General features: G+C 72.5%; 20 protein-coding genes. 10 read left to right on the top strand and 10 right to left on the bottom strand.

From position 1 onward, the window contains the following. Positions 1–171 precede the first annotated feature (171 nt). From AB0O53_RS05710 to AB0O53_RS05695, 4 genes are all read right to left on the bottom strand, one after another. Positions 172–900 (bottom strand): hypothetical protein, encoded by a 729-nt coding sequence (locus AB0O53_RS05710; RefSeq protein ID WP_350990242.1) that lies wholly within the window; start codon positions 898–900, stop codon positions 172–174. Between the two features lie 158 nt (positions 901–1,058). Next, positions 1,059–2,885: an acyl-CoA dehydrogenase gene (locus AB0O53_RS05705; RefSeq protein ID WP_350990241.1), complete on the bottom strand. Its 1,827-nt coding sequence runs from the start codon at positions 2,883–2,885 to the stop codon at positions 1,059–1,061. A 67-nt stretch (positions 2,886–2,952) separates the two neighbouring features. Then, complete coding sequence (locus AB0O53_RS05700; protein WP_365193421.1) at positions 2,953–3,363, bottom strand: ATP-binding protein; 411 nt, start codon at positions 3,361–3,363, stop codon at positions 2,953–2,955. Then, positions 3,360–3,566 carry a hypothetical protein gene (locus AB0O53_RS05695; RefSeq protein WP_365193419.1) on the bottom strand — a complete coding sequence of 69 codons (207 nt, stop codon included), beginning with the start codon at positions 3,564–3,566 and terminating at the stop codon, positions 3,360–3,362. The genes AB0O53_RS05700 and AB0O53_RS05695 overlap by 4 nt, the downstream gene beginning before the upstream one ends. Positions 3,567–3,681: 115 nt before the next feature. Here AB0O53_RS05695 and AB0O53_RS05690 point away from each other — a divergent pair, with 115 nt between their 5' ends. The 7 genes from AB0O53_RS05690 (at position 3,682) to AB0O53_RS05660 (ending at position 8,618) form a co-directional block, all read left to right on the top strand. Next, a complete protein-coding gene (locus AB0O53_RS05690; RefSeq protein WP_365193417.1) occupies positions 3,682–4,533 on the top strand; it encodes a helix-turn-helix domain-containing protein in 852 nt (283 codons plus the stop codon). Next, positions 4,514–4,795 carry a DUF397 domain-containing protein gene (locus AB0O53_RS05685; protein WP_365193415.1) on the top strand — a complete coding sequence of 94 codons (282 nt, stop codon included), beginning with the start codon at positions 4,514–4,516 and terminating at the stop codon, positions 4,793–4,795. Before AB0O53_RS05690 ends, AB0O53_RS05685 begins: the two co-directional genes overlap by 20 nt. A gap of 70 nt (positions 4,796–4,865) precedes the next feature. Then, positions 4,866–5,324 carry an SseB family protein gene (locus tag AB0O53_RS05680; RefSeq protein WP_350990231.1) on the top strand — a complete coding sequence of 153 codons (459 nt, stop codon included), beginning with the start codon at positions 4,866–4,868 and terminating at the stop codon, positions 5,322–5,324. 58 nt (positions 5,325–5,382) lie between these two features. After that, the gene (locus tag AB0O53_RS05675; RefSeq protein WP_365193694.1) at positions 5,383–6,333 is read left to right on the top strand and encodes an ArsR/SmtB family transcription factor; all 951 of its coding nucleotides are present in this window, start codon (positions 5,383–5,385) and stop codon (positions 6,331–6,333) included. Between the two features lie 100 nt (positions 6,334–6,433). Continuing rightward, a complete protein-coding gene (locus AB0O53_RS05670; protein ID WP_350990229.1) occupies positions 6,434–6,835 on the top strand; it encodes a hypothetical protein in 402 nt (133 codons plus the stop codon). A 126-nt stretch (positions 6,836–6,961) separates the two neighbouring features. Continuing rightward, a complete protein-coding gene (locus AB0O53_RS05665) occupies positions 6,962–7,957 on the top strand; it encodes a pirin family protein (protein ID WP_350990227.1) in 996 nt (331 codons plus the stop codon). 118 nt (positions 7,958–8,075) lie between these two features. After that, positions 8,076–8,618, top strand: a complete 543-nt coding sequence (locus AB0O53_RS05660; protein ID WP_365193413.1) for a hypothetical protein — start codon at positions 8,076–8,078, stop codon at positions 8,616–8,618. Here AB0O53_RS05660 and AB0O53_RS05655 read toward each other — a convergent pair. Continuing rightward, positions 8,615–10,783 (bottom strand): SpoIIE family protein phosphatase, encoded by a 2,169-nt coding sequence (locus tag AB0O53_RS05655; protein WP_365193411.1) that lies wholly within the window; start codon positions 10,781–10,783, stop codon positions 8,615–8,617. The genes AB0O53_RS05660 and AB0O53_RS05655 overlap by 4 nt on opposite strands. A gap of 156 nt (positions 10,784–10,939) precedes the next feature. Between AB0O53_RS05655 and aspS the strand changes: the two genes are divergently transcribed. Next, the gene (gene aspS / locus AB0O53_RS05650) at positions 10,940–12,757 is read left to right on the top strand and encodes an aspartate--tRNA ligase (RefSeq protein WP_365193409.1); all 1,818 of its coding nucleotides are present in this window, start codon (positions 10,940–10,942) and stop codon (positions 12,755–12,757) included. 66 nt (positions 12,758–12,823) lie between these two features. Here aspS and AB0O53_RS05645 read toward each other — a convergent pair whose 3' ends face one another. Beyond that, a complete protein-coding gene (locus tag AB0O53_RS05645) occupies positions 12,824–14,692 on the bottom strand; it encodes a VWA domain-containing protein (protein ID WP_365193408.1) in 1,869 nt (622 codons plus the stop codon). 294 nt (positions 14,693–14,986) lie between these two features. On the opposite strand from AB0O53_RS05645, the gene AB0O53_RS05640 reads away from it, so the two are divergent. After that, positions 14,987–17,074, top strand: a complete 2,088-nt coding sequence (locus AB0O53_RS05640) for a PhoX family protein (RefSeq protein WP_365193406.1) — start codon at positions 14,987–14,989, stop codon at positions 17,072–17,074. Positions 17,075–17,145: 71 nt separating this feature from the next. Here AB0O53_RS05640 and AB0O53_RS05635 read toward each other — a convergent pair whose 3' ends face one another. The 4 genes from AB0O53_RS05635 to AB0O53_RS05620 all read right to left on the bottom strand — a co-directional run bounded on the left by AB0O53_RS05635 (position 17,146) and on the right by AB0O53_RS05620 (position 22,043). Beyond that, a complete protein-coding gene (locus AB0O53_RS05635) occupies positions 17,146–18,414 on the bottom strand; it encodes a sensor histidine kinase (RefSeq protein ID WP_365193405.1) in 1,269 nt (422 codons plus the stop codon). Then, positions 18,402–19,103 carry a hypothetical protein gene (locus tag AB0O53_RS05630; RefSeq protein ID WP_350990216.1) on the bottom strand — a complete coding sequence of 234 codons (702 nt, stop codon included), beginning with the start codon at positions 19,101–19,103 and terminating at the stop codon, positions 18,402–18,404. The genes AB0O53_RS05635 and AB0O53_RS05630 overlap by 13 nt, the downstream gene beginning before the upstream one ends. Positions 19,104–19,140: 37 nt before the next feature. After that, positions 19,141–21,135, bottom strand: a complete 1,995-nt coding sequence (locus tag AB0O53_RS05625; RefSeq protein ID WP_365193403.1) for an FUSC family protein — start codon at positions 21,133–21,135, stop codon at positions 19,141–19,143. A gap of 80 nt (positions 21,136–21,215) precedes the next feature. Beyond that, the gene (locus AB0O53_RS05620; RefSeq protein ID WP_350990214.1) at positions 21,216–22,043 is read right to left on the bottom strand and encodes a hypothetical protein; all 828 of its coding nucleotides are present in this window, start codon (positions 22,041–22,043) and stop codon (positions 21,216–21,218) included. A 125-nt stretch (positions 22,044–22,168) separates the two neighbouring features. Between AB0O53_RS05620 and AB0O53_RS05615 the strand changes: the two genes are divergently transcribed. Then, positions 22,169–22,651 (top strand): RrF2 family transcriptional regulator, encoded by a 483-nt coding sequence (locus AB0O53_RS05615; protein WP_350990601.1) that lies wholly within the window; start codon positions 22,169–22,171, stop codon positions 22,649–22,651. Positions 22,652–22,667: the final 16 nt, after the last annotated feature.

Genomic DNA, 22,667 nt, shown 5'->3' with positions numbered 1-22,667 from the left:
GGAACAGGGATCCTCACGCGTGAGTGTGGGACTCGCCCCCGTCAGGGGAGGGGAGGAACCGAGTGGTTCACCTTAACGAGGGTCGGGTGCGTGTTCGTCATGGCCGGACCGGGCGGGTCGCCGGGAGGACCGGCCCCGTGCCGGCCGGGTGATCCGCGGTCTCGTCGGTACTCAGCCCGGCGGACGCTCGAATCTGCGCTGCAGTTGCCTGCGCTCGCCCCGGCGGATGCGCGGGAGCATCTCCGGGGTCTGCGGGGAGCGCTGTGCGCGTCTGCGGCGTCCGGCGCAGAAGATACAGGCCTCGCCGGGGGGCGCGTCGGGGTCGATGGGGGCGCCCGGGTGCTCGGAGCAGCCCGAGGCGTTGCGCGGGCGGGACAGCTCGCGGGCCACGATGAAGGCGCGGTGGAGGTCGTCGGCGATGCGGACGAAGTCCTCGGCGGGTGAGGACAGGCTCAGGTGGAACCGCTGGTCCTCGACGGTGCGCAGGTGGGCGCGCAGGGCGTGGAGCGTGTACGGGCCGTCCGGTACGGGGTAGCCCAGGCGCCGCTGCTCGCCGGCGGGCGCGGCGGCGGGGCCGCCGCGGTGGCGCTGTCCGAGGCGTCGGCGGTCGTTGCAGATGAGGCAGCGGCCCCAGCCGTCGGGGGCTTCGGGGTCGAGGGCGCCGTTGGGGTGTTCGGGGCAGCCGGTGTAGCTCTTGGCGGGGGCCAGTCCGGCGGCCGTCTGGAAGGCCACGTACAGCGCGTCGGCGATGGTGTCGTACTCGGCGGGGTGGGCGCCGTCGTAGAGCTCGCGCAGGTGGTCGCCGAGGCTGCCCAGGCTCGCCTGCAGCTCCTTGAGGGCGTACGGCCGCCCGGTGGGGACGGAATACCCCCTGCTGCCGTGCTGATCCTGTGGACTCATGCGTACGAGCGTCCCATGAACGACTGACATCGGGGGAAAGCCGCAGTACAGGGCCCCGGTGGGGGCTCCGGGCACGCGGCAGCGGCCGGGTCCCTGTGCGGGGGACCCGGCCGCTGTGCGGATGCGGCGCAGCAGTGCTGCGGGTGGGGCGGGGCGCCTTAGAAGGCGGCCTCGTCGAGCTCCATGAGGGAGTTGTCGACGGCCTCGGCCAGCTGGCGCTGGACGGAGACGCCCGGGAGGACCTCCGCGGCGAAGAACTTCGCGGCGGCGATCTTGCCGGTGTAGAAGGGGACGTCCTTGGCGGAGGCCGTCGGGAGCTTCTCGGCGGCGACGGCGGCACCCTTGAGCAGCAGGTATCCGACGACGACGTCGCCGGAGGCCATCAGCAGGCGGGTGGTGTTCTGGCCGACCTTGTAGATGTTCTTGACGTCCTCGCCGGTGGCGGTGAGGTCGACGATCATCTGGCCGACGATGGCCTCCAGGTCGACCGCGGCCTTGGCGAGCGCGTCGCGGGCGCCGGCCAGCTCCTCGCCGCCGACGGCCTCGGCCAGGAACTTCTTGATCGTCTCGGAGACGATGTTCAGCGAGGCGCCCTGGTCGCGGACGATCTTCCGGAAGAAGAAGTCCTGGCCCTGGATGGCCGTGGTGCCCTCGTAGAGGGTGTCGATCTTGGCGTCGCGGATGTACTGCTCGATCGGGTACTCCTGCAGGTAGCCGGAGCCGCCGAAGGTCTGCAGGGACTGCGCGAGCTGCTCGTAGGACTTCTCCGAGCCGTAGCCCTTCACGATCGGCAGGAGCAGGTCGTTCAGGCCGATGAGGGAGGAGGCGTCCTCGCCCGCGGCCTGCTTGACCTGGATCTCGTCCTGGACGGTCGCGGTGTGGAGGACGAGGGCGCGCATGCCCTCGGCGTACGCCTTCTGCGTCATCAGCGAGCGGCGCACGTCGGGGTGGTGCGTGATGGTGACCTTGGGCGCGGTCTTGTCCATGAAGTTGGCCAGGTCCGGGCCCTGCACGCGCTCCTTGGCGTACTCCAGCGCGTTGAGGTAGCCGGTGGAGAGGGTGGCGATGGCCTTCGTGCCGACCATCATGCGCGCGAACTCGATGATCATGAACATCTGGCGGATGCCGTCGTGCTTGTCACCGATCAGCCAGCCCTTGGCGGGGTGCTGGTCGCCGAAGGTCATCTCGCACGTGTTGGAGGCCTTCAGGCCCATCTTGTGCTCGACGTTCGTGGCGTAGACGCCGTTGCGCTCGCCCAGCTCGCCGGTCTCCCAGTCGAAGTGGAACTTCGGGACGAGGAAGAGGGACAGGCCCTTGGTGCCCGGGCCGTGGCCCTCGGGGCGCGCGAGGACGTAGTGGAGGATGTTCTCCTCCATGTCGTGCTCGCCGGACGTGATGAAGCGCTTCACGCCCTCGATGTGCCAGGAGCCGTCCTCCTGCTGGATCGCCTTGGTGCGGCCGGCGCCCACGTCCGAGCCGGCGTCCGGCTCGGTGAGGACCATGGTGGAGCCCCAGCGCTTCTCGACGGCTATCTGCGCGATCTTCTTCTGCGCCTCGTTGCCCTCCTCGTGGAGGACGCCGGCGAAGGCCGGGCCGGAGGAGTACATCCACACGGCCGGGTTCGAGCCGAGCAGGAGCTCCGCGTAGGACCAGACGAGCGAGCGCGGGGAGACGGTGCCGCCGATCTCCTCCGGGATGCCGAGGCGCCAGTACTCGGAGTCCATGAAGGCCTTGTAGCTCTTCTTGAACGAGGCCGGGACCGGGGCGGTGTTCGTCTCCGGGTCGAAGACCGGCGGGTTGCGGTCGGCGTCCGCGAAGGACTCGGCCAGCTCGTTCTCGGCGAGGCGGGCGATCTCGGACAGGATGTTCTTCGCGGTCTCCGCGTCCATCTCCTCGAACGGACCGGTGCCGTACTGCTGGTCGCGGCCGAGCACCTCGAAGAGGTTGAACTCGATGTCGCGGAGATTCGACTTGTAGTGCCCCATGGCGACGGCTCCGTTAAGGCTCGGGGAGACAGGTTCCTCGTACATACCAATCGGTAACAACATGATGCTACCCGCCGGTAATAACGGCAACCCTTCCGCGCGGACTGTGACCAGGGTCAAGCTCGCACCAGACCGTCTTCGTCCGGGCGCCCCGCGTGACCCCCCACCGGGCGGCCAGCGCGTCGACCAGGGCGAGCCCCCGCCCGGACTCGTCGTCCCCGGCCGCCTCCCGCCGTACGGGCCACGCGCGCGGATCGGGATCGGTGAGCTCGACCCGCGTACGGGCTGCCCTTCCGCTCGCGCTGATCCGCAGGGTGACGGGCGTGCCCGCGCCGAGGTGGCGGACGACGTTGGCCAGCAGCTCGGTGACGCACAGCTCGGCGTCGCCGGACCCCGGGCCGAGGTGCTCCCGCACGGCGTGCCGCAGCAAGGGGGCCGCCTGCGGGGTGGCGAGCAGCCGGACGGTGAGCTCGTTCACGGCTTCGCCAGGGCGGTGGCCAGTCGCTGTGCGGTGGCGGCGCTGCAGTTGCCGAGGGTGATCAGGGGCGGAGTGCCGTAGCGCCCGGCGTAGGAGGGCAGGTGCAGGTCCAGCGAGGGCAGGGTGATCCCGTGCGCGGCGAGCGCGCCGCGCAGCGCGTCGAGGGCCGCGATCGCCTCGCGGTCGTGGGTGTGGTCGCTCATGGCGAACCCTTCCGTGGCGGAGTGTGACGAAGTCCTCACAGGCTGGCGCCCTGCCCCCTACCGTGGGAAGGGTTTCCGGTTGCGCTGGACAAGTGGCAAATGGCGGTGGTGGGTTGTGCCGGCTCGCAAGGACCCCGACGCGTCGGCGAACGTGCCGTCGTTCTACGGAGCGGAACTCCGCTACAAGCGGGAAGCGGCCGGGCTCACGCTCGACCAGCTGGCCGAGGGCAGCTTCCGGGGCGTGCCGTTCCTGAGCCAGATCGAGCGCGGGGAGCGGCGGATGCCGCTGGACCTGGCCCGGCACGTGGACGCGCGGCTGGGGACGGACGGGTTTTTCGAGCGCCGCTGTGAAGACGCGCGCCGCGCGAGGCAGTCGGGGTACGCCGAGTACTTCGCGGACGTCGCGGAGATGGAGCCGTTCGCCGAGACCATCGAGGAGTGGGCTCCGATGCTCGTGCCGGGGCTGCTCCAGACCCCCGCGTACGCGCGGGCGATCAGCCACGCCGCGATGCCCCGAGCGACCGACGAGACGATCGAGACGCTGGTGGCCGCCCGAATGGGCCGGGCCAGGCTCTTCGACGCGGAATGCCCTCCCGAGTTCTGGGCTGTACTGGACGAGTCGGTGATCCGCCGCCCGGCCGTGCCCGCGCCGCAGATGGCGGAGCTGCTGGAGCACATCGCGGCCGTGGTCCGCCGGACCAGGTCCATTCTGCAAGTCGTCCCGGAAACGACCGCCGCGCACGCGCTCATGATGGGCATGGCGAAGCTGATGACCTTCCCGGACGCTCCGCCCGTGGTCTACGTGGAGAGCCTGCACAGCGGCCAACTCATCGACTTTCCGGCCCTCGTGAAGGAGTACCGCAGGTCTTACGATCTGTTGAGGGCCGCCGCCTTGCCGCCGGAGGCGTCCCTGGCCCTCCTCGACGCCGCGGCAGAGGACTACCGAAATGGCACGCAGCGGAATTGACCTGAGCACCGCGACCTGGCGCAAGAGCAGCTACAGCAACGGCACGGGCGGGGAGTGCGTCGAGGTGGCCGAGGGCTTCCTCGGCGCTGCCCAGTGGCGCAAGAGCAGCTACAGCAACGGCACGGGCGGCGACTGCGTCGAGGTGGCGGACGCGGTCGCCGGGGTGGTGCCCGTGCGGGATTCCAAGCGGCCCGACGGTGGGGTGGTCGTGGTCAGCGCCGCGGCCTGGGGGCCCTTCGTGGCCGCACTGAAGGGCTGCTGACCGCACCCCGCCGGGGATCCGTGGCCAATACCGGCCGGTACGGCCGTAGGCGCTCGGTAGGCTTCGGCCCATGTACGGCTATGACCAGAACCCGGGTGCCCAGCAGCAGTACGCCCCCCAGCAGCCCCCGCAGGGGTACGGGCAGGCGCCGCCGCTGTACCCGGAGCCGTCCCCGCCCTCCCTCGCGGACGCGGTCAGGGCCTTCACCACCGGGTCGCTGTCGGCCGAGGACTTCCAGCAGGTCTTCGCCACCTCGAAGGTCTACTGCCCGCGCGGCGAGACCCCGGGATTCCTGGCGCTGCACAACACGCAGCAGCCGGTCATCCCCATGTTCACCACGCTCAAGGAGCTGCGCCGGTACGCCGGCAAGGAGTCCAAGTACTTCGTCATCACCGGCGCCGAGGTGATCGACCTGCTGCCGACCGGGTACGGCTTCGTCCTCGACATGGAGGGCGACCACCGGATGGTCTTCGACGCGAAGGCGGTCGAGCAGATGGTCGACTTCGCCATGCGCCGCATGTATGGCTAGACGCCATTGCTTCGCAGACGGCTAGACGCCTGACCTGACGGGGGCGGCATTGCTGAGGGTGCACTTCACCGCCGAGGACCTGTTCGACGTCACCTTCGCGAGCGAGCCGCTGCCGATGGTGGAGCTGGCCATGGCACTGGTCGCCTGGCAGCGCACCGACGAGGCGGCCGTCTTCGGCCGCTGGCGGTCCCGTGCCACCCAGGGGCTGCCCGGCACGGTGCGTCCCCTGCTGCACCTGCTGCGCCCGGACGGCGACAACCCGCAGTTCGTCGAGCCGTACGCGCGCACCCTGGAGGAAGGCCTCGCCGCCGTACGGGAGGCGGGCGCCCGGCTCACCCCCGGGGAGCTGGGCCGCGTCGCCGCCCGCGCCCCCGGCGGCGGATCCTGGCTGCGGGCGCTGTGGGGGCAGGACCGCGAGGCGTGGGACCAGCTCGACGGCGCGCTGCGGGCCGCGTACGAGGTGCTCGTCGCCCCGCACTGGCCGCGCATCCGGCAGTCCTTCCAGGCGGACGTGGCCTGGCGCACCCGGCTGCTGGCCGCCCACGGCATCAGGGCGGCGCTGGCGAGCACGCACCCGGCGGCGGGCTGGACGGGCACGGCCTTCGAGGTCGACCGGGACCCGGCGTACGAGGTGCGGCTGGCGGGCCGGGGCCTGCTGCTGATGCCCTCGCCGTTCTGGACGGGGCGCCCGCTGCTCGCCGAGCACCCCTCGGGGCGCCATGTGCTGCTGTACCCCGCCATGACCCCGCTGCCGCTGGTCGGCCCGGGCCCGGCGGAGGGCGCGCTGGACGCGCTGCTGGGGCGTACCCGGGCGGCCGTGCTGCAGCTGCTGGTCCAGCAGCGCACCACCAGTGAGCTGGCCCGGGACCTCCACATCAGCCTGCCGTCGGTGTCGGAGCACACCCGGACCCTGCGCGCCGCCGGCCTGATCACCACCCGGCGGGACGGCAAGGCGGTCCTGCACGCGGCGACGGGGCTGGGCGTGGACCTGCTGCACAGCGGCGGCTGAACGTTTCGGCGACGCCCGAAAGCATCGCGCCGGTGCCTGCGGCTGCCGAGTATCGGTGCCGCGGGGGGAATCCCGCTCCGACCGATCAGGGGAGATCGCGATGTCACGTACGTCGTTACGCACCAAGCTCGCGGCCGTCGCGACCACGGGGGTGATGGCGCTGGGTACGGGGGTCCTGGCGGCCACCCCCGCGCACGCCGCGCCGCGGCCGCCGATCCACGGCTGCAACTCCGGGGAGGTCTGCATCTACCCGACCGACGCGAACGGCAACGCGACGTGGAACGGCGACCGTCCCTCCAACCGGTACACCCGGTGGGGCGGCCACGCCCTCTACGACCAGTACAACTGGCACTACGTGGTCAACAACCAGACCGACCGCTGGACCGCGTCCCTGTGCCGGGACTCGGCGGGCTACACCTGCGAGAACTACCGGATCCCGCCCGGTGTGACGTACCTGGTCGACCTCACACCGTTCAACTCGATCCGCCTCGACACGCCGTAGCGGGGGAAACGGCAGGTCAGGGCGAGAGCGGACCCCCGGGAATGGTTCCCGGGGGTCCGCTGTTCTGTGGGGTGTGGCAGAAAGTTCGAGTTTCAACTAAACTCGGATCAGAAGGAGGTCCTGACCATGCCCGCAGTGACTGTTGAGAACCCGTTGACGCTTCCGCGCGTGGCCGAGCCGCAGGCCGTCGTCCCGCGCAAGGTGCTGGCCGTCGTCTCCGCTCCGAGTGGGTTCGAGGGTGAGGGATTCCCGGTGCGGCGCGCGTTCGCCGGGATCAACTACCAGTACCTCGACCCGTTCATCATGATGGATCAGATGGGCGAGGTGGAGTACGCGCCGGGCGAGCCGAAGGGCACGCCGTGGCACCCGCACCGCGGCTTCGAGACCGTCACGTACCTGATCGACGGAACCTTCGTCCACCAGGACAGCAACGGCGGCGGCGGAGTCATCAACGGCGGCGACACCCAGTGGATGACGGCGGGTTCCGGCCTGCTGCACATCGAGGCCCCGCCGGAGTCGCTCGTCGTCAGCGGCGGCCTCTTCCACGGCCTCCAGCTGTGGGTGAACCTGCCGGCCTCCGACAAGATGATGCCCCCGCGCTACCAGGACATCGGCGGCGGCAAGGTCACCCTGCTGTCCACCCCGGACGGCGGATCCCTGCTCCGGGTGATCGCCGGTGAGCTCGACGGCCACGAGGGCCCCGGCATCACCCACACGCCCATCACGATGATCCACGCGACCGTCGCGCCGGGGGCGCAGCTCACCCTGCCGTGGCGCGAGGACTTCAACGCCCTGGCGTACGTGATGGCCGGGCGCGGGTCGGTCGGCGAGGACCGCAGGCCCCTGCACACCGGGCAGACCGCCGTCTTCGGCGAGGGCGGATCCCTCACGGTGCGGGCGGACGAGTCCCAGGACTCCAACGCCCCGGACCTGGAGATCGTCCTCCTCGGCGGGCGTCCGATCCGGGAGCCGATGGCGCACTACGGGCCGTTCGTCATGAACAGCAAGCACGAGCTCCAGCAGGCCTTCGACGACTTCCAGGCGGGCCGGCTGGGCCGCATCCCCACCACCGCCCGCACCGGCCTCGGCCACCGGGGCGCGGGCAGGGCGGACGAGGAGTAGGCCGGAAGGCCGCGAAGCATCACGGGCCGCGCCCCTTCCCCGGGGCGCGGCCCGTGCCGTCGCACGGCGTCGCGGAGCCGCCCGGGAAGCCGCCCGGGATCCGGCCTAGGATCCGCACGTGACCCCGTACTCCCTGGCCTTCTACCTCGACGCCGTCACGACCGGCACCGTCCTCGGCCTGCGTCCCGACGCCTCTCCCGAACGGGTGGAGGAGGTCCTGGGGACGGAGTACGGGGAGAACGGCGGCCGCGACACCCTGTGGCGGGACTACGGCCTGATCGAGTTCCACTGGCACCGGTCCCACACCGCCGACCCGTGGTCGGGCCACCACGTCAGCCTCCAGGTGCACCGCCTCGCCCGCCGTGACCGCACCCTCGCCGGCAGCGCGCTGCGCGCCCGGTACGGCCGCTTCGCGCCCCGGCTCCGCTCCGACAAGCTGCACCGGCTGCTGGAGCGCCGCGGCGCCCCCCTCGTACCCGCTCCCGATGGCCCGCCGAGCGCGCCGTACTTCCGCACCTACGCGCACCCCGCCTCCCGGGCGACGGTCACGGTCATCGGCACCTACGGCGAGTACAGCACCCCGCGGAACCTGCGGCCCGGCGACGTGTACGCCATCCACCTCCCGGCGGCGGACGGCGCACGCGGGGCCCGGACCGCCTAGGCGTCCGGCTGCTTCGACTGCTCGTACAGCTCGAACCAGATCGACTTGCCCTCGCCGCGGGGGTCCACGCCCCACGCGTCGGCCAGCATCTCCATCAGCAGCACCCCGCGCCCGCTGGAGGCCATCTCGCCCGGGTGCCGCTTGTGCGGGAGCTCGTCGCTGGAGTCGGCGACCTCCACGCGCAGCCGCCGCTCGCCCAGCTCGCCGACCGCCTCGGCCACCAGCAGCGCGTCGCCGTCCGTGTGCACCAGGACGTTGGTGACCATCTCGGAGACCATCAGCACCACCGCGTCCAGCTGCTCCTCGTCGGCCCAGTCGTGCAGCAGCTCCCGGACCTGCCGACGGGCGCCCGCGATGCGTTCCGGTTCCGCCTGGGCCACGGTCAGCATGGTGCGGCGGGCCGGGCGGACCGGGTGCGCCACCGCCGTGCCGCAGCCGCAGCCCGCGCCCTGGCGGCACAGCAGGACCACGGCTATGTCGTCCTCGCGGCGGTCGGCCAGCGGGCCCGTGGTGTGGTGCGAGGACGGTCCGTGCACGGCCTGGACCAGCAGGTCCGCGAGGGCTTCGAGGTGCCCGGCCGGGTGGCCGCCGCCGGCCTCGTGGGTGTCGGCCTCCAGGACCGCGCGCAGCCGGGCCCAGCCGGTGTCCAGGTCGTGCCCGCCGGTCTCGATCAGGCCGTCGGTGCAGAGCATCATCGTCTCGCCCGGCTCCAGGACGAACCGCGTGGTCGGGTAGTCGGTGTCGGGGACGATCCCGAGGGGGAGCCCGCCGGCGGTGGGCCGCATCAGGACGGTGCCGTCGCTCATCCGGACCGCCGGGTCGGGGTGCCCGGCGCGGGCCACCTCCAGGGTCCCGGTCTGCGGGTCGCACTCCACGTACAGGCAGGTCGCGAACCGCGGGCTCTGGGCGTCGGCGTCGTCCTCGGCGCCGCCGGACTCCTGGGAGGCGCACAGCCCGGCGAGGAAGCGGGAGGCGCGCGAGAGCACCGCGTCCGGCCGGTGCCCCTCGGACGCGTAGGCCCGTACGGCGATCCGCAGCTGGCCCATCAGCCCGGCCGCCCGTACGTCGTGGCCCTGCACGTCGCCGATGACCAGCGCGAACCGGCCCGACGGCAGCGGGATCATGTCGTACCAGTCGCCGCCGACCTGGAGCCCGCCGCCGGTGGGGACGTAGCGCGCCGCGATCCGCATGCCGGGGATCTCCGGGCCCAGCTGCGGCATCATCGACCGCTGCAGGCCGGTGGTGAGCTCCCGCTCGGACTCGGCCACGCCGGCCCGCTGGAGGGCCTGGGCGAGCATCCGGGCCACGGTCGTCAGGACGGACCGCTCGTCGGGCGAGAAGGACGCCGGCTGCTTGAAGGCGGCCATCCAGGCGCCCATGGTGCGCCCGGCCACGATCAGCGGGAGGAAGGCCCAGGACACCCGGTCGAAGCGCTGCGCGAGCGGCCAGGTGGCCGGGAAGCGCCGCTTGTAGTCGTCCGGGGTCGGCAGGTAGATCGCCCGGCCGGTCCGGACGACCTCCGCGGCCGGATAGTCCGTCTCCAGCAGCATGTCCGTGAAGGGACCCTCGTCCCCGGCGTCGTGCCCGTGGTGCCCGATGACGGACAGCCGGTCCCCGGCCACGCCGAAGACGGCCAGCCCGTCGGGGTTGAAGCCCGGCATGGACAGCGAGGCCGCGACCCGCAGCACCTCCGCCGTCGAGCGGGCCTCCGCCAGCGCCCGGCCGGCGTCCAGCAGGAAGGCCTCGCGGGAGCGCCGCCAGTCCCCCGTGATGGGCGTGTGCACGGCGGTGGTGCCCGGCTGCGGCTCCGCGATCTCCTGGATGGTGCCGACCAGCTCGTAGTCCACGCTTCCGTCGGCCGACCACCGTTCCAGCGGTTTGGAGCGGCTGCGCACGGTCCGCATGACCCGCCCGTCCACGTCCATGATCCGCAGCCGGGCCTCGGCGAGGGTGCCCTCGGCGACGGCCAGGTTCACGATCCCGTTGATCTCGTTCCAGTCCACCGGGTGGAAGCGGGACCGTACGGCCACCTCGGGGAGGACCACCGGCTCCGCGGGCAGCCCGAGGAGCCGGGCGGCCTCCCCGTCGAGGGAGACCGTCCCGGAGGCGTTGTCCCACCGCCACAGACCCGTCGCGACTGCAGCCAGGACATCCTCGGTACGCACCCGGTCATCTTTACAGGTCATATCCGTTACGTGCCTGTTCGCCGGTGACCGGACCCATTTGCGCAGGCTGACGGTAGTGCCCGACCCGCCTTCGTCCCGGACGGTAACCTTGGGACGGTTGAATCCACCCTGGTATCGCGAAGAACTGGATGACTGATGCATCGGTACAGGTCCCACACCTGCGGCGAGCTCCGCGCCTCTGACGTCGCCGCCGACGTCCGACTGAGCGGCTGGCTGCACAACCGTCGAGACCTGGGCGGCATCCTCTTCATCGATCTGCGTGACCACTACGGCATCACGCAGCTGGTCGCCCGCCCCGGCACCGCCGCGAACGAGGCCCTCAGCAGCGTCTCCAAGGAGACCGTCGTCCGCATCGACGGCAAGGTCGTCTCCCGCGGCACGGACAACGTGAACCCGGACCTGCCGACCGGCGAGATCGAGATCGAGGTCTCCGAGGTCGAGGTGCTGGGCGCCGCCGCCCCGCTGCCCTTCACGATCAACACCGACGACGGTGTGAACGAGGAGCGCCGCCTGGAGTACCGCTTCCTCGACCTGCGCCGCGAGCGCATGCACCGCAACATCATGCTGCGCTCGGCGGTCATCGCCTCGATCCGCTCGAAGATGGTGGCCCTCGGCTTCAACGAGATGGCGACCCCGATCCTCACCGCGACCTCCCCCGAGGGCGCCCGTGACTTCGTGGTGCCCTCCCGCCTGAACCCGGGCAAGTTCTACGCCCTGCCGCAGGCCCCGCAGCAGTTCAAGCAGCTGCTGATGATCTCCGGCTTCGACCGGTACTTCCAGATCGCGCCCTGCTTCCGCGACGAGGACGCCCGCGCCGACCGCTCGCCGGGCGAGTTCTACCAGCTCGACGTCGAGATGTCGTTCGTCGAGCAGGAGGACGTCTTCCAGCCGATCGAGCGCCTGATGACCGAGCTCTTCACCGAGTTCGGCGGCGGCCGCGAGGTCACCTCGCCGTTCCCGCGGATCCCGTTCCGCGAGTCGATGCTGAAGTACGGCAACGACAAGCCCGACCTGCGCGCCAAGCTGGAGCTCGTCGACATCACCGACGTGTTCGAGGGCTCGGAGTTCAAGGCGTTCGCCGGCAAGCACGTGCGCGCCCTGGCCGTCCCGGACACCGCCGCCCAGCCGCGCAAGTTCTTCGACGGCCTCGGCGACTACGCGATCTCGCTGGGCGCGAAGGGCCTGGCCTGGGTGCGCGTGGGCGAGGACGGTTCGCTGTCCGGCCCGATCGCGAAGTTCCTCACCGAGGAGAACGTCAAGGTCCTCACCGAGCGCCTGGGCCTGGTCCCCGGCCACGCCGTGTTCTTCGGCGCCGGCGAGTTCGACGAGGTCTCCAAGATCATGGGCCCGGTCCGCGTCGAGGCCGCCAAGCGCGCCGGCCACTTCGAGGACAACGTCTTCCGCTTCTGCTGGATCGTCGACTTCCCCATGTACGAGAAGGACGAGGAGACCGGCAAGATCGACTTCTCCCACAACCCGTTCTCCATGCCGCAGGGCGGCATGAAGGACCTGGAGGAGAAGGACCCGCTCGACATCCTGGCGTGGCAGTACGACATCGTCTGCAACGGCATCGAGCTGTCCTCCGGCGCCATCCGCAACCACGAGCCCGAGGTCATGCTGAAGGCCTTCGAGATCGCGGGCTACGAGGCCGAGACCGTCGAGCGCGAGTTCGCGGGCATGCTCCGCGCCTTCCGCCTCGGCGCCCCGCCGCACGGTGGCATCGCCCCGGGCGTGGACCGCATCGTGATGCTGCTGGCCGACGAGCCGAACATCCGCGAGACCATCGCCTTCCCGCTCAACGGCAACGCGCAGGACCTGATGATGGGCGCGCCGACGGTCCTGGAGGAGGCCCGTCTGCGCGAGCTGAACATCGCGCTGCGCAAGCCGGTCGAGACGAAGTCGGCCGACGCCAAGCCGGTCGCGGAGTCCGTGCACCCGGACGCTGCGCGCTAAGCGGCAGGCGGCACGTATGCGGAAGGGCCCGGGGTCGATGACCCCGGGCCCTTCCGCATGGTGTGGCTAGAACTTCTCCAGGACGCCCTTGAGGAGGGCGGAGGAGGACAGTTCGGCGGGGGCCGGGCCGGCGTGGAAGAAGCCGGCGTTCTCGGCGTCCAGCTTGCGCAGGAAGTCGAAGGCCTTGGAGTCGTGGTCACCGAAGGCCACGAACTGCCAGTGGATGCCGGGGGCCGCGGCGGCGGCGTCGGTCAGCGCCTGCCGGGCGGGCTGGCGGTTGTCGGGGGCGCCGTCCGTCTGGAAGACGACCAGGGCCGGGCCCTCGCCGCCGTCCGTGCGGTAGTGCTCGACGACGGCCTCGACGGCCACGTGGTAGCTGGTGCGGCCCATCCGGCCGAGCTCGGCGTGGCGGCCCTCGACCCAGGAGCCGTAGTGGGTGTCGAGGGTCAGGTCGGCCGTGCCGTCCACCTCCGTGGAGAAGAACACGGTGTGGACCGTCGCCTCGTCGTCGAGGTGCGCGGCGAGGGCGAGGGCGTGGTCGGCGAGGTACTGGGCGCTGCCGTCCTTGTAGAAGCCGCGCATCGACCCGGAGCGGTCGAGGACGAGGTAGACCTTGGCGCGGGCGCCGGCCTTCCCCTTGCCGCGGAGCACCTGGCCGGCGGCCTTGTACGCGGTGGCGACCTCGGGCGCGCGCCGCCGCACGGCCGCCGCGGCGTGCGCGGGCCCGGCCACGGCCTCGGCCTCGGCCTGCGGCGCGTCTGCCGCCTGTTCGTCCGTGGCCTGCGGTTCGGCCTGAGCCTCCGGCTCCGCCGGGGCCTCGTCGTGCGCCTGCGGCGCGGGCTCGGCCTCCGCCGGGGCGGTGACCTCGGGCTGCTCCGCAGCCGGGGCGGTGACCTCGGGCTGCTCCGCAGCCGGGGCGGTGTCCGGCTCGGCCGGAGCCTCGGCCTGCGGCTCTGCCGCGGCGGACGCCTCGGCCTCCGGCTGGTCCTGCGCCTGCGGCGCGTCGGCGTCGGCCGCGGCCGCCTGGGGCTCTGCCTCGGCCTGTGCCTCCGGCTCCGCCGGGGCGGCAACCTCGGCCGGGGCCTCGTCCAGCGCCTGCGGCGCGGGCTCGGCCTCCGCCGGGGCGGCGGCCTCGGGCTGCTCCGCAGCGGGGGCGGTGTCCGGCTCGGCCGGAGCCTCGGCCTGCAGCTCTGCTGCAGCGGCGGCCTTGGCCTCCGGCTGGTCCTGCGCCTGCGGCGCGGGCTCGGCTTCCGCCGGGGCGGCGGCCTCGGGCTGCTCCGCAGCGGGGGCGGTGTCCGGCTCGGCCGGAGCCTCGGCCTGCGGCGCGTCCGCGTCGGCTGCCGCCTGGGGCTCCACCTCGGGCTCGGCCTGGGCCTGCGGCTCTGCCGCCGCGGCGGCCTCGGCCTCCGGCTGGTCCTGCGCCTGCGGCGCGGGCTCGGCTTCCGCCGGGGCGGCGGCCTCGGGCTGCTCCGCGGCAGGGGCGGTGTCCGGCTCGGCCGGAGCCTCGGCCTGCGGCTCTGCCGCGACGGCGGCCTCGGGCTGCTCCGCAGCGGGGGCGCTGTCCGGCTCCGCAGGAGCGGCGGCTTCGGTCTGCTCCGTAACGGGGGCGGCAGCGGGCTCCGCGGGGGCGGGGGTCTTCGCCTCGGCGGGGGATGCCGGGTCGGGCTTCGCCGAAGGCGAGGGGCGGCGGGCCTCCGGGACCGTGGGGTCGGCGGCCGGGGCAGGGGCCGTCAGGACCGTGCCGGGCTCGCGGTCCCGCGTGGACTGCGGAGGAACCGTCGGATTGTCGAAGGACGCCGCGACGAGGTCGGCGGCGACATCCAGGGGGGTGCGTTCCGCCTGGTTCGGGACAGCCGCCGAAGTGGCGTCCGCATTTTCCGGAACCGGTTCCGCAGACCGTCCGAACACCTTGCGCAACAAGCTCCGAATACCCATGGGCCAGGCCTTTCGCATGAGTGCGTGCGTCATTTGTCCGTGCTGCGCGGTTGATCCCTGCCCAGAGTGGACACGTAAGGTTATCGGCCGCCCGGCTGGATCTTCGGCAGGGGCGCCTTTCGTGGCGCCCGGCTCCCAGAGGTGATCACCCGGCTTCTGAACTGCCGCTCCGACGTGCCGGGTTCACCAACCGTTCATCCCCGCGCCGCCGCTTCGGCGCAACCCGCGCCTACCGTCGCGGCTGGATTGTTCCGACACGTTGTCGGCGGCCACGCAGCTACTCGGAGGACACTCGTGCGCAAGCTCCTGCCGTTCATCGGCAACCCGCATGGGAGCGGACGTTCCGCTCTCACCTGTCGTTACCGCTGTGGCGACGCATGCTTCCACGAGGTGCCGAACACAAGCGACAACGAGTACGCGGGCGATGTCATAGCCCGTGCCTACTCCCGCCGCTCGATGCTGCGCTCCGCCGCCGTCGTGACGGTCGCCACCGCCGCCGGCTCCGCGGTCGCGCTCAGCGCCCCCGGGCAGACCGCCAACGCGGCCCCCGCCGCCGACGCCGCGGCCGCCGGTGCGGGCAAGAGCGGCGAGGCCGCCCGCGGCCTGCGCTTCAAGGCCGTCGCGCCGAACACCGACGACAAGGTCACCGTCCCCGAGGGCCACGAGCAGAACGTGGTCATCCGCTGGGGCGACCCGATCGTCAAGGGCGCCCCGGGCTTCAACGCCGACAAGCAGACCGCCGCCGCGCAGGCCGGTCAGTTCGGCTACAACAACGACTTCCTGAGCCTCCTGCCGCTCGGCGGGGACTACGAGCGCCAGCAGCTCCTCGTGGCCAACCACGAGTACACGGACGAAGTCCTGATGTTCAAGGCGTACGACCCGGCCAACCCGACCCGCGAGCAGGTCGAGATCGCCTGGGCCGCGCACGGCCTGTCCGTGGTCGTCGTGCAGGAGGACCACCGCAGCGGCAAGCTGACCGCGGTCTCCCGCCACCAGCTCAACCGCCGCCTGACGGCCACCAGCGAGTTCCGGATGACCGGTCCGGCCGCGGGCAGCGCCCTGCTGAAGACCTCCGTCGACCCCACCGGCACCAAGGTGCTCGGCACCCTCAACAACTGCGCCGGCGGCACCACCCCGTGGGGCACCACCCTCCACGGCGAGGAGAACTTCAACCAGTACTTCGGCAACGCCGGCCAGGTCACCGACCCCACCGCCGCCGCCCGTCTGAAGCGCTACGGCATGACCACCGGAGCCACCGAGCGCAAGTGGGAGCGCTTCGACAAGCGCTTCGACGTGGCCCAGGAGCCCAACGAGTCGCACCGCTTCGGCTGGGTCGTCGAGCTGGACCCGTACGACCCGAACTCCGTCCCGCGCAAGCGCACCGCGCTGGGCCGCTTCAAGCACGAGGCCGCGCAGCCCCGTCTGACCGAGGACGGCCGCCCGGTCATCTACATGGGCGACGACGAGCGCTTCGACTACTTCTACAAGTTCGTCTCCTCGAAGCAGATGAAGAAGGGCAATTCGCGCGCGGCGAAGGAGCACAACCTCACGCTGCTCGACGAGGGCACCCTCTACGTCGCCAAGCTCACCGGCGACACCCCGGCCGCCGAGCTCGACGGCACCGGCAAGCTGCCCTCCGACGGCGAGTTCGACGGCTCCGGCGTCTGGATCAAGCTCGCCACCGGCAACGTCTCGCACGTCGAGGGCATGACCGCCGAGGAGGTGTACGTCTTCACGCGGCAGGCCGCCGACAAGGTGGGCGCCACCAAGATGGACCGCCCCGAGGACGTCGAGCCCTCCCCGCGCACCGGCCGCGTCTACGTCGCGCTGACCAACAACACCGACCGCGGCAAGCCCGGCAAGGAAGGCGCGACCGAGGCGAACCCGCGCAACCTGAACAAGCACGGCCAGATCCTGGAGCTCGCCGAGAACTTCGACGACCCGGCCGGCGACGGCTTCGCGTGGCGGCTGTTCCTGGTCGCGGGCGACCCGAACGACCCGGCGACCTACTTCGCGGGCTTCCCGAAGGACAAGGTCAGCCCGATCTCCTGCCCGGACAACGTGGCCTTCGACCCGCACGGCAACCTGTGGATCTCCACCGACGGCAACCAGCTCGGCTCCCACGACGGCCTGTTCGGCGTCGCGACCAGCGGTGAGCGCCGCGGCGAGCTCAAGCAGTTCCTGACGGTGCCGCGCGGCGCCGAGACCTGCGGTCCGCTGATCCAGGACAAGCGCGTCCTGGTCGCGGTCCAGCACCCGGGCGAGATCGACGGCGCGTCCGTGGAGAAGCCGCAGTCGGTGTGGCCCGACGGCCCCGGCAAGATCGTCCGCCCGGCCGTCGTCTCGGTCTGGCGCAAGGACGGCAAGAACATCGGCGTCTGATCCGTACCGCGTCCGATCCGCACCGTCCTTGCGGGGTCCGGTGTTTCACGTGAAACACCGGGCCCACAAGGTCAACTTCCCTCCGGCAGACGCCCGACGGGAAGCCTGAGCGTCGTCAACGCACCCCCGTCCGGGGCGTTGGCGAAGCTCAGCGCGATCTCCAGCACCGCCGCCTGTCCCGCCACGATCGTCAGGCCCAGTCCGTGGCCGCGCCCGCGTCCGGGGTCTCCGGTGCGGAAGCGCTGCGGGCCCTGCTCGATCAGCTCGGCCGGGTAACCGGGCCCGTGGTCGCGGACCGTGACCACCGGGCCCTCCACGGTCACCTCGATCGGCGGCCGGCCGTGCTTGTGGGCGTTGACCAGCAGGTTGGTCAGGATCCGGTCGAGGCGTCGCCGGTCGGTGAGCACCGCCGCGTCGCGGACCACCCGTACCGAGACGGCGGGCCCGGCCCCGGCCACGGCCCGCTCCACCGCCCGGCCGAGTTCCACCCGGGCCAGATCGGCCCGTTCCACGCCCGATTCGAGCCGGGAGATCTCCAGCAGGTCCTCGGTCAGCAGGTGCAGGGCCTTCAGCCGGTCGTTGATCATCTCCTTGGGTCGGCCCTCGGGCAGCAGGGCCGCCGCGGCGAGCGAGCCGGTGAGCGGGGTCCGCAGCTCGTGCGCCACGTCCGCCGTGAAGCGCTTCTCGGCCTCCAGCCGTTCCTGGAGCGACGCGGCCATCAGGTCCAGCGCCTGCGCGACGTCCCGTACCTCGTCCCGGTCCCGGGAGCGGCGGCCCGGCCGCGCATCGTCGGCGCGGGTGGGGAAGCCGACCCGGGCGTCGAGGTCGCCGGCGCTGATCCGGCGGGCCACGGCGGCGGTCTTCGCGAGCCGCCGGCTGATCCGGTCGGCGAGGAAGAGGCCGGCCAGCGCCACCACACCTGCGGCCAGTACGGCCGAGGCGAGGATCGCCGTGTCGATGTCCCGCAGCCGTTCGCGGGTGCCCGCGAACGGGATCCAGACGGCGAGGGCCTGCTGGTCGGCGGGGGCGGCGGCCCACATGACGGGCTTGTCGTCGTACGCGCCGACCATGCTGCCGGTGTCGCCGCGGGCGACCAGCTCGCGCAGCGGGCGCGGCAGCTGGGGCGGGTCGAGGACGATGTTCACGTCGCCGTGCGTGGTGCCGTACTCGTAGTGGCTGAGGGCGTGCTCCAGGGCGGTGCCCGCGTCCTTGCGGACCTCGCCGACGATCTGCGCCGCGACCACGTTGTGCACCAGGATCCCGAGTGCGGCGGCGACCATGCAGCACACCGCCGTGGTGGTCAGGGCGATCTTCCAGCGGAGGCTGCTCAGCGCGTGCATCGCTGGTCGTCCGGGCCGAGCGGTACGCCGGTGAGGGACGCGCAGTCGTCGAGGGTGAGCTGGGTGAGGTTCATGATCCCGGCCTTCGGGTCCCACACGTAGTCGGAGACGGCGACGTAGGCGGGGTTCGACGTCGGCTCGCGGACCGCGAGGTGTTCGGCGGCCACCTCCACCCCCTCCAGCACCGCCCGCCGGGACAGGATCCGGGCGATCCTGCCGTCGTCCTGGACGGTGTAGACGCGCAGCTCGCTGAGCCGGCCGTCGATGTCCAGGGCGGTGATCAGCTCCTCCCGGCCGTTGCCCGTCAGGTCGTGGAAGACCGGGGGCCGCACCGGGCAGTCCGGGCCGCCGTCCACAGCCTGTGTGCAGAGCGCGAGCCGCTGGACGGCCCGGGGGTCGACGAGCCGGCCCGTTCCGCCGTCCTGCTCGGCGGCGGAGGTGACGTCGGCGCGCACGACGCTCACCGGGTTCACCGTGCGCATGCTGAGGCCCGCCGCCTTGGGCAGGTCCGGCACCACTGCGGCGGTGCCCGGCTTCTGGTCCGGGTCGGGCGGATCGGGGCGGATGTCCTTCCACAGGCTCTGCGGGGCGTGCACCGTGCCGAGATCGCCCTCGTTCTGCAGCCCCTCCACGTCGGCGCACCCCGCCAGGGCCAGGGCGAGGACCAGGACGGCCGGGGCGCGGTACATGCTCCGATGCTCCCCCGTCCGGTGCCGCCCGGCCCGGTCAGCGCTCCGGCTGGGTGATGGCCCGGGCCGCCGCGAGCTCCTGGTGCACGGGGGCCAGGACGCCCGACCCGTCCCCCTCCGCCTCGCCCTCGACCCGTACCGGGGTGGTGCTGCTGCGTACCCGGCCGGCCAGTTCGCGCAGTTGTCGCGCGACGGCCGCCACCTCCTCGGGCGCGGGGGGCGGGGCGCCGTGGTTGACGCGGACCCGGGCGGCGGTGGACGCGTCCACGATCCGCTCGACGGCGACCACCAGCGGCCACCAGGCGGCGGCCCGGGTGCCGGTCGGCGGCGGCTCGGTCAGCGCCCGCTGGAACTCGCTGCGCACGCCCGACAGGTCGCGGTAGAGCCGCCGCCGGGCCTGGAGGCGGGCGGTCCGGGCCGCCGTGAGCGCCGCGTCGTCCGCGGTCGGTGCGAAGGCCCGTTCCACGTAGCGGGCGGCGTCGTCCACGGTCTCGGCGAGCCGGTCCCCGATCCGGGTGTGCCAGCTCTCGGGCCACAGCAGGTAGCCGGCGATCAGGGTGATGGCGCAGCCGATCAGGCTGTCCAGCAGGCGGGGGCGGATCAGGTCGAAGCCCTGGTGGTTGAGCAGGTCCGAGAGCAGCAGGATCACGGGGGTGATCGCGGCGGTCTGGAAGGCGTAGCCCTTGGCGGAGAAGACCGGGATCAGTGCGCCGAGCACCACCATCACCGGTACGTCCCACCAGCCGCGGGGCACCTCGGAGAGCACGGCGGCGGCGACGACCAGCCCGATCGCGGTGCCGAGGGCGCGCAGCAGGGCCCTGGAGAACACCGAGCCGAAGTCCGGCTTGAGGACGAAGGTGACGGTCAGGGCGATCCAGTAGGACCGTTCGAGCTCGACGACCGACACGAGCGACTGGGCGAGGCCGATGCACAGCGCGAGCCGCAGCCCGTAGCGCCAGGAGGCCTCGGACATCATCATGTCGCGCACGGCCCGCCGGGCGCGCACCTTCAGCGCGGCGGGCCGGCCGAGGCGGTCGTCCACGTTGTAGGGGTCCGCGTCGGCGAGGTGCACGATCTTGGCGGCGTGGCGCAGGGCCGCGTCGACGGCCCGTTCGGCGGGGGTGCGGGCTTCGGGCAGGTCGAGGACGGGCGCCGCGGTGCGGCCGTCCTCGACGGCCTCGGCGAGTTCCCGTACGGCGGCGGGGATCTCGGGGGGCAGCGGCCGGCCGCGCAGGTGGGCGGCCGGTGCGGCCTCCACCAGCGGGATCACGACGTTGAGCTGGGCGAGCATGCGGACGAGGGACTGGCTGCGGCCGTGCACGCGGGCCCGGCGGCCCAGGATCAGGTCGTAGGCCTGGTCGAGTTCCTTGGTGACCCGGCGGCGCCGCTCGTCGTAGACGTCGCCGGGGCCGCCTGCGGCTTCCAGGGCGTCCGCCAGGGCCCGGTAGGTGGCGGCGACCGCCGTCCGTTCGGGCCGGCGGCCGCGCAGCGGCCAGCCCAGCAGGGTCAGGGCGAGGACGAAGAGCCCGCCCGCGCCGAGCAGCAGCGGGGCGATCCACCAGGGCTGCGGCATCGGGAGCCCGGCGCCGACCACGGCGTTGAGCAGGAGCAGCAGTCCGGACACGGAGGCGACCGTGCCGATGGAGGAGATCATCCCGGAGACCAGGGCGATGAGGGTGAGCACGCCGACGGCCACCCAGCCGTGCCCGTAGACGAGGGTGCCCAGGGCCACGCCGACGGCGCCGAAGACCTGCGGGACGGCGATGTTCAGGACGCGCATCCGGTAGGCGTCGGCGGTGTCGCCGATGACCCCGGACAGGGCGCCCATGGAGGCGAGCGCGCCGTATTCGGGCTCGTTCAGGGCGAAGCCGACGGCGAGCGGAACGGACAGGGCGATCCCCGCTCGTGCGGCCGCGGCCCAGGGGACGGGCGCGGTGGTCGGCTTCAGGCCCTGGAGCAGCCACGCGGGCGGAGCCAGCGGATGGTGCCGGGCCTGCCGCGACGATATGTGTTCGGTGCGTTCGGTGCTCATTCCCGCTTCCGTGCCGCCGCTCGCGATTCGGTTCTTCTGGGCTCTTCTGCGCCGTTCTGCGCGTGTTGTACCTTCCGAGCTTATGGGGTGCGGCGCAGTCGTCCCGTCACCCATGCGGCGAGAGCCGCCGCGAGCCCGATCAGCAGCACGACCCAGGCCGTGGTCCGCAGGAACGCGGTGAGGGCGTCGTACACCGCGCCCGCCGCGGCGCGGTCGATGTCGGCGGGCAGATCGTCCAGGGTGAGGCGGCGGCACACCTCCACCGTGAGCCACAGCAGTCCGGCCCCGACCGCCAGTCCCAGTCCGGTGGCGATGACGGCGCGGCGCCGCCGGACGGCGACCGCCACGGCCGACACGGCCAGGACCAGGGTCAGTACCGGGAGCCAGACGCCGGCGATCTGGAGCATGCGGAACCCCTTCCGGAGGGCGCCGAGGTTGTCGTACTCCATGACCTCCACGGACAGCTGTGTCACCGGGATGCGGTCCGCGAAGGGCACCTGGTCGGCGACGAGTTCGCTCTTGATCTGTGCGACGACGGGCGCGAGGTCGATGGTGACGGCGTTGCCGCGGCCGGTGGTGAGCGCGTGGAGGAAGGCGGCGTGGGCGGCGCGGTTGGCCGCGTCCCAGGCCGTGCGGTAGGCGGGGGTGTCGGCGAAGGAGTGCAGGGCCTCGCCGAGCAGGGCGTCGACCCCGGCCTGGAAGGGGCCCGCGTCGATCTGCCCGGTGAGGGCGCGGGCGGTCTGGGTGACGACGACCTCCTGCACGGCGGGGTTCTCTGCGAGCGGGGACATGGCCGCGGTGTAGCGGTCCGCGTCGCCCAGCTCGCGGTCGGCCCAGTACGCGACGGCGCTCGCGGGCACGAGGAGGGCCACGAGCACGATGAGTACCGCCGACAGGATGCTGCGCACGTCACCAGGGAAAACGGGGACGGGCCGGGGCGCGAGCGGGGTTGCTGCGGTCGGGTGGTGTGCCGCCGGACGGCGTGGGACCCTTGCCTTCCTAATCCTGGATATCTAATATCCAGATTATGAAGATGAGCGAGGGCGTCGAGTGGGCGCTGCACAGCTGCGTCAACCTGGCCTGGAGCGGACCGGACCGTGCGGTCCCGGCGGCGCGGCTCGCCGCCTGGCACGACCTGCCCGCGGCCTACCTCAACAAGCAGCTGCAGGCCCTGGCCCGGGCGGGCATCCTCACCTCCAGCCCCGGCCCGCGCGGCGGCTTCCGGCTGGCCCGCCCGCTCGCCGCCGTCTCGCTCATGGACGTGGTCGCCGCCGTCGAGGGGCCCGAGAAGGCCTTCCGGTGTGCGGAGATCCGCAGGCAGGGTCCCGGCGCGGGCGAACCGGCGCCCGACGGGGCCGACGCCGCCGACTGCGCCATCGCGCACGCCATGACCCGGGCCGAACTGGCCTGGCGCAGGGCACTGGCGGCCCAGAACCTCGACGAGATCCGGCAGCAGGCCGAACGGCAGGCACCCGAGGCCCCGGGGCGGCTCCGCGCCTGGCTCGCCGCGCAGTAGCGGCACACGCACCCAG

The sequence above is a fragment of the Streptomyces erythrochromogenes genome (genome assembly GCF_040684695.1).
GTDB classification, from domain to species: Bacteria; Actinomycetota; Actinomycetes; order Streptomycetales; family Streptomycetaceae; genus Streptomyces; species Streptomyces erythrochromogenes_C.
The sequence above is the reverse complement of the archived record's forward strand: the minus strand, read 5'-3'. Positions and strand labels throughout refer to the sequence as shown.

What these genes read in the sequence shown, in the direction of transcription:
- AB0O53_RS05710 (WP_350990242.1), bottom strand. Translation starts at nt 900, where the DNA reads ATGAGTCCACAGGATCAGCACGGCAGCAGGGGGTATTCCGTCCCCACC.
- AB0O53_RS05705 (WP_350990241.1), bottom strand. Translation starts at nt 2,885, where the DNA reads ATGGGGCACTACAAGTCGAATCTCCGCGACATCGAGTTCAACCTCTTC.
- AB0O53_RS05695 (WP_365193419.1), bottom strand. Translation starts at nt 3,566, where the DNA reads ATGAGCGACCACACCCACGACCGCGAGGCGATCGCGGCCCTCGACGCG.
- AB0O53_RS05685 (WP_365193415.1), top strand. Translation starts at nt 4,514, where the DNA reads ATGGCACGCAGCGGAATTGACCTGAGCACCGCGACCTGGCGCAAGAGC.
- AB0O53_RS05680 (WP_350990231.1), top strand. Translation starts at nt 4,866, where the DNA reads ATGTACGGCTATGACCAGAACCCGGGTGCCCAGCAGCAGTACGCCCCC.
- AB0O53_RS05670 (WP_350990229.1), top strand. Translation starts at nt 6,434, where the DNA reads ATGTCACGTACGTCGTTACGCACCAAGCTCGCGGCCGTCGCGACCACG.
- AB0O53_RS05665 (WP_350990227.1), top strand. Translation starts at nt 6,962, where the DNA reads ATGCCCGCAGTGACTGTTGAGAACCCGTTGACGCTTCCGCGCGTGGCC.
- aspS (WP_365193409.1), top strand. Translation starts at nt 10,940, where the DNA reads ATGCATCGGTACAGGTCCCACACCTGCGGCGAGCTCCGCGCCTCTGAC.
- AB0O53_RS05645 (WP_365193408.1), bottom strand. Translation starts at nt 14,692, where the DNA reads ATGGGTATTCGGAGCTTGTTGCGCAAGGTGTTCGGACGGTCTGCGGAA.
- AB0O53_RS05635 (WP_365193405.1), bottom strand. Translation starts at nt 18,414, where the DNA reads ATGCACGCGCTGAGCAGCCTCCGCTGGAAGATCGCCCTGACCACCACG.
- AB0O53_RS05630 (WP_350990216.1), bottom strand. Translation starts at nt 19,103, where the DNA reads ATGTACCGCGCCCCGGCCGTCCTGGTCCTCGCCCTGGCCCTGGCGGGG.
- AB0O53_RS05625 (WP_365193403.1), bottom strand. Translation starts at nt 21,135, where the DNA reads ATGAGCACCGAACGCACCGAACACATATCGTCGCGGCAGGCCCGGCAC.
- AB0O53_RS05615 (WP_350990601.1), top strand. Translation starts at nt 22,169, where the DNA reads ATGAGCGAGGGCGTCGAGTGGGCGCTGCACAGCTGCGTCAACCTGGCC.